A 5,187-nucleotide genomic window follows, 5' to 3' on the forward strand; every position below is an offset into this window, starting at 1 on the left:
AGGAAGAGAATTTAGAAAGATTTAGCAATGACTGAAGATGGAACATTTTTTTATACCGAATTCAGCAGATTTGATATAGACACCTTTTTCCTTTTTCCTTCTGCAATAACTGTTAACTAATAATATTAGCTATCTGCTCTATAAAACTGATACAAAGCGTCACATAGCGTGACAACTTGAAGTTTACTTCCTGCTTCTTGTGAGGCCGTCGGCGGTTACTCATCCACAGGCATTCACGGTCGTTCGCCGAAGGCGGAGCGTAGCTCTCACCAACCGCATCTCTCGCTCTTTATACTTGCGTTTAAATCTCGATCTATTGACAAGCCACAGTCAGGGCAGTCATAAGTCCTTACATTTAAGTTACAGTCGATGGAGGTATCGCTACCTCTCACCTCTGCTTCAAAACCGTGCATGAGAGTTTCCAGCTCACACGGCTCCTGATAACTAAGGTTACTTCAAGGTTAGGTTCACATACTCCCTTCTGCCCACCTTTGTTTCAAGGGTTAAGCGGGTTGGAAACTTATACTCAGGTGCATTTAGGCTCTTAACCATCGACTTCTTATTTAAAGTGGGCACGGTTTCCACTCCACACCCTGGGAGCTAAGTTTTATCTTGTTAAGTTTTTGATTTTACCACCTACCTTAATTACCTCCCTACGTCTGCACATCCTGAACATTAGTCCAGGCTTGCTTCTTAGGGAATCCTCCACCCTAATCAACATTGGTTAAGCTTTTCCTACTCAAGTTTTCTGTACTTAAGGTCGAATTTCGTACATCGGCTTTGATTTTAAGTGGCCACGAATACCACTTAGGAGAGTTGAGAAGGGGTTACTTCGTTCCCTGATATCATTTTACTCTCTGGTAGTAATTAGCAAAACCTCGGAGAATGGGATTTAGCTTTTTAATTAAGGTTTCTTGTTTGACACTCTTCATACCCTTGATAATTCCTCCTATCCTTTTGCAAAAAGCTAGGACTTTTTTCTTTTGAGGTTTAATCAAGAGTTTGTTTTTATAGCATTTGCAATTAAAACCAAGAAAATCAAAACCTTCATCTATATGAACTATTTTTGTTTTCTCCGTGCTGAGTTCTAGTCCGCGTTCGGCTAACCATTGCTTGAGGAGGGGCATGACTTTTTCTAACTCTTCAATAGTTTTTGACGTGATGATAAAGTCATCGGCATAACGGATTATTCCTAGTTTCTTGTTGAAAGATTTGACTATGGTTTCTAATCCGTGTAGTCCAATATTTGATAATAAAGGACTACAAATACCTCCTTGGGGAGTACCTATATCTGTAGGGTAATTAATCCCTTCATAGACATATCCAGCTTTCATCCAATCTCTGATTAAGTCAACTCTAGGAGTAGATTTAATACTGTTGAGAATAGATTTGTGGCCTAGGTTATCAAAGCATCCTTTTATATCAGCGTCTAAAACCCATTTATTTCTGCCTGAATGGTTATCTCTAAATCTATTAAAGACTTGTTCGATGGCATCATGGCAACTTCTGCCAGCCCTAAAACCATAAGAATTGGGTTCAAAGACTGCCTCCCATTCGGGTTCTAGATAATTTTTAACTATGTTCTGTGCGACTCTATCTCTTACGGTTGGGATACCGAGAGGACGTTTCTTGCTATTTGACTTAGGTATATATACCCGTCGAGTTGGTTTAGATGCAGGCATTTTCCACTCATTAACAAGTTTTACTCGACATAAAGGAGTTTTTATAACCTCCTCGTCTATTCCAGGTGTATTTTTGCCTTGATTAATTTGAGTAATCTGTCTTACAGAGCTTAAAAGATTTGCGTAGCTTTTAAGTAACAATTTCTGCAACCTTCTGAGTTGCTTCCATTGACCAAGTTTTCTGGCACGAAATATCCGACGCTGTAAATTTCTAAGCAACTTATTGACTTGTCGCCAGTTTATGAAGCGCATCTTTACGGATGTTTGCTACTCGCCTATGTAGCCTAGCTATCTTCAGTTGTGCTGCCCTCCAGTTAGCTGAACCAATATTCTTATTGCGGTTAAGATATTGTAATCTCGAAAGCTTCGCTTCAAACTTACGGTATGACTTTACACTTTCAAAGACTTTTCCATCACTTAAAGTTGCTAATGTCTTAATGCCTAAATCTACACCTACCACTTCAGTAGTTTTTGGAGTTGAAGTCGGAGTAAATTCAAAAGCTAAACTTAAATACCATTCACCTGCTTGTCTACTAATAGTTATTTTTTGAGTTGTTGCTTCAATCGGTTCATAAGTTTTAACAATACCAATAAAAGGTAATTTGTGACTCCATCCGCTTAATTCTATTGGCTTTCCACAATTATCTATTGTGTTTGCGAAGCATTCCGAAGGAAATGAATCAGACTTACCTTTCTTTTTAAACCGTGGGCATTTACCTAACCCCTGAAAAAACCTTTTAAATGCTTCACCTAAGTTAATCAAAGCATATTGGTAAACTCTAGATGTTTGCGAAGCATTCCGTAGGAAAAGTTTTTTCATCCAAGGATAAAGTGACTTGGTATGATTAGTAAAAACCTCTCTTAGCCTACGGGCGTTTGGCTTATAACCATCAATATATGCAGCATTCCACAGACTTAAACCCCAGTTATAACACCAGCGTGAATAGCCAGCGTGTTGAGCCATCAGAGTTTTCTGTTTATGATTAAGTTTCAGCTTTGTTAATCATGGATTTCATATATGGGTGAGTGTAACCTGTCTAAAAGTATGCTTTTTAACGTATTAAATCGTTATTCTATGATTAAGTCAATGCTCTAATAGCTGGTGCAGTTGCTAAAGTTACTGCTGCCTTTTGCATAATTTCTATATCTAATTTTGACCAGGAGCGTGCATTATGACATTGATGAGCAACTAGCAACCCCCATAACCTCCTAGAATTAAGAACAGGCACTACTAAATTAGCCTTAACCTTTATATTACGGAGAAAATCTCGATGGCAAGGATGTATTACTTCTAATTCAATATCTTTGATTGCTCGAATTCTTCCCTCTTGATACATAGCAGCATATTCATCATTAAAACATTTATCAGCTCCTGTTGAACCATAAATTGATAATTCCTCATTGCTCAAAGACTCAAAAGTTACCTGTCCTTTCCACTGACGATAAAAATGATATAGTACTATTCTTTCTGCTTGAATATAACCTCTAATATTGTCGAGAGTTTCTTGGATAAAAGTGTTCCGAGCTACATTTTGAGCAAGACGTTTGGTTAGTTTTTCTAACTCTGGGTCAGTATGAGACATATTAGGGAAATTATTTCTTTATTGTTACTGTTAGTCACCTCTGTATAAGTTAACTTATAATTTTTCAAACTTATATCAGTATCAGTTGAAAATTTTGACTGGCCGAATAGTCATCTTTAATTTTATACTCATAACTTAGTTTGACTCATTTCAAATTTTTTTTGTCATGCTTATCTGACAAATAAGGGAACAGCAGAAAATAAATTATCCCATTTTTTTTACTTAGATCGTTAACTAGCTACTCTCTACTTCCTTACTTTCATAGCTAATATAATTTTTTATTTAGAAGTCCCTAAGCATGACAATTTTCATCAGCACTATTATTCAGTAATTAAAATGAAAAATTTTCAACGAAAACTTCAAAAAACTTTTGTGAGAAAAATTGGCCCTGCAGACTTTATTATTTCAGGAATGACTCGCTTTGAGTGGAGTGATTTTTACCATTGGTTAATACAAACTTATTGGCAAAAGCTATCTGTAATAATCATTGGTTTTTATTTAATAATAAATACTATGTTTACATTTTTATATTTAGCCAGTAGTAATGGAATTGCTAATGCTCAACCTGGTTCTTTTAGTGATGCCTTTTCTTTTAGTGTACAAACCATGGCCACTATTGGTTATGGCGCGATGTACCCGACAAATACTTATACTGATATTTTAGTAACTATAGAAGTTTTTATTGGTCTAATTGGCATGGCAATGATTACAGGACTAATGTTTGCCCGTTTTTCTTTGCCAACTGCGCGAGTGCTTTTCAGTAAGGTAGCAGTTATTTCTCCTTACAATGGTATTCCGACTCTCATGTTTCGTATTGCCAATCAACGCCAAAATTGGATAGTAGAAACTCAAGTGAGAGTAACTTTATTAATGGATAAAGAGGTTTCTGCTGAAGGACATTCTCTACGACGATTATGCGATTTAAAATTGGTTCGTTCTCAAACACCAATGCTTGCTCTTACCTGGTTAGTAATGCATCAAATTGATGAAAATACTCCTTTATATCATTGGTCTGAAGATGATTTTAAGAATTTAAATCATCAGGATATGCGATTTTTTATAATGCTTACGGGATTAGACGAAACTGTTTCTCAGACTATTCACGCTCGTCATATTTATACATTAGACCAGATAATTTGGCATCAGCGCTTTGTGGATATAATGTTTACTTCTGCTGATGGTCAAAACTATGTTGATTACTCACATTTCCATGATGTTATGCCTTTAGAAATAAGTAAAAATTGACTGAAAATTCATAAGTTCAAGTCAGAGCAATTATCAATCAAAAATGCGACAAGGCAAAAAGGAAGTTGTTCAACAATTAATAATTATTCAGTAAATTCTGTTTAACAGGAACTTATCTCAAGTTTTAACCCTATTTTGCAGCTCTCCGGTTTTTTCTATTATTTGAACTTCCACCGAAAGCAGCTATAACAAGAAATACAAAGTTTGATAATCGAATTTTGGCAATTTCACAAATCTCAGGAATTTTCAGGAAGAAAAAAGTTGACGATCGCCTGATAGACAAAAGCTCTATACTATAATTTAGAAATTATAAGAGTTTTCCCATAGTGACAAAAGAGGGCTATCAACAGTATTAAAATAATTGGACAAAGTTAAACACAATTAGACATTTATTGTGATACGCTAGATTTATGTCTAACTTATTAACTAGATATGAAACAGTAGAACTGCGCGCTTAGTGCCAACAAAAACAATAATCATGAAATCCTTTAAAACTAAGCTAAAAATTAACAATCAACAAAAAACAATACTTGCCAAACACGCAGGAGTTGCACGTCATGCTTATAACTGGGGATTAGCAACTTGCATAAAAGAGTACGAAGAAACTAAAAAACGCCCAAGTGCCATCACCCTGCATAAGCGTTTAGTAGCCGAAGTCAAATCAATTAATCCCTGGT

The 5,187-nt window shown here is 35.9% G+C and carries 6 protein-coding genes; 2 read left to right on the forward strand and 4 right to left on the reverse strand.

The window, feature by feature from the left end:
- Positions 1–266: 266 nt before the first annotated feature.
- The 4 genes from AC3DU7_RS24460 to AC3DU7_RS24475 form a co-directional block, all read right to left on the reverse strand.
- Positions 267–413: a zinc ribbon domain-containing protein gene (locus tag AC3DU7_RS24460; RefSeq protein WP_488041900.1), complete on the reverse strand. Its 147-nt coding sequence runs from the start codon at positions 411–413 to the stop codon at positions 267–269.
- 432 nt (positions 414–845) lie between these two features.
- A complete protein-coding gene (gene ltrA / locus AC3DU7_RS24465; protein WP_488041901.1) occupies positions 846–1,934 on the reverse strand; it encodes a group II intron reverse transcriptase/maturase in 1,089 nt (362 codons plus the stop codon).
- Entirely contained in the window at positions 1,903–2,676 is a 774-nt protein-coding gene (locus AC3DU7_RS24470; protein ID WP_488041905.1) for an RNA-guided endonuclease InsQ/TnpB family protein, read from the reverse strand. The genes ltrA and AC3DU7_RS24470 overlap by 32 nt, the downstream gene beginning before the upstream one ends.
- 85 nt (positions 2,677–2,761) lie before the next feature.
- Positions 2,762–3,265 carry a GAF domain-containing protein gene (locus AC3DU7_RS24475; RefSeq protein WP_488041902.1) on the reverse strand — a complete coding sequence of 168 codons (504 nt, stop codon included), beginning with the start codon at positions 3,263–3,265 and terminating at the stop codon, positions 2,762–2,764.
- Positions 3,266–3,601: 336 nt separating this feature from the next.
- On the opposite strand from AC3DU7_RS24475, the gene AC3DU7_RS24480 reads away from it, so the two are divergent.
- Entirely contained in the window at positions 3,602–4,510 is a 909-nt protein-coding gene (locus AC3DU7_RS24480; RefSeq protein ID WP_488041903.1) for an ion channel, read from the forward strand.
- Between the two features lie 478 nt (positions 4,511–4,988).
- A partial coding sequence (locus tag AC3DU7_RS24485) for a helix-turn-helix domain-containing protein (RefSeq protein WP_488041904.1) occupies positions 4,989–5,187 on the forward strand: 199 nt, incomplete at its 3' end.

Source organism: Okeania sp., assembly GCF_983059655.1.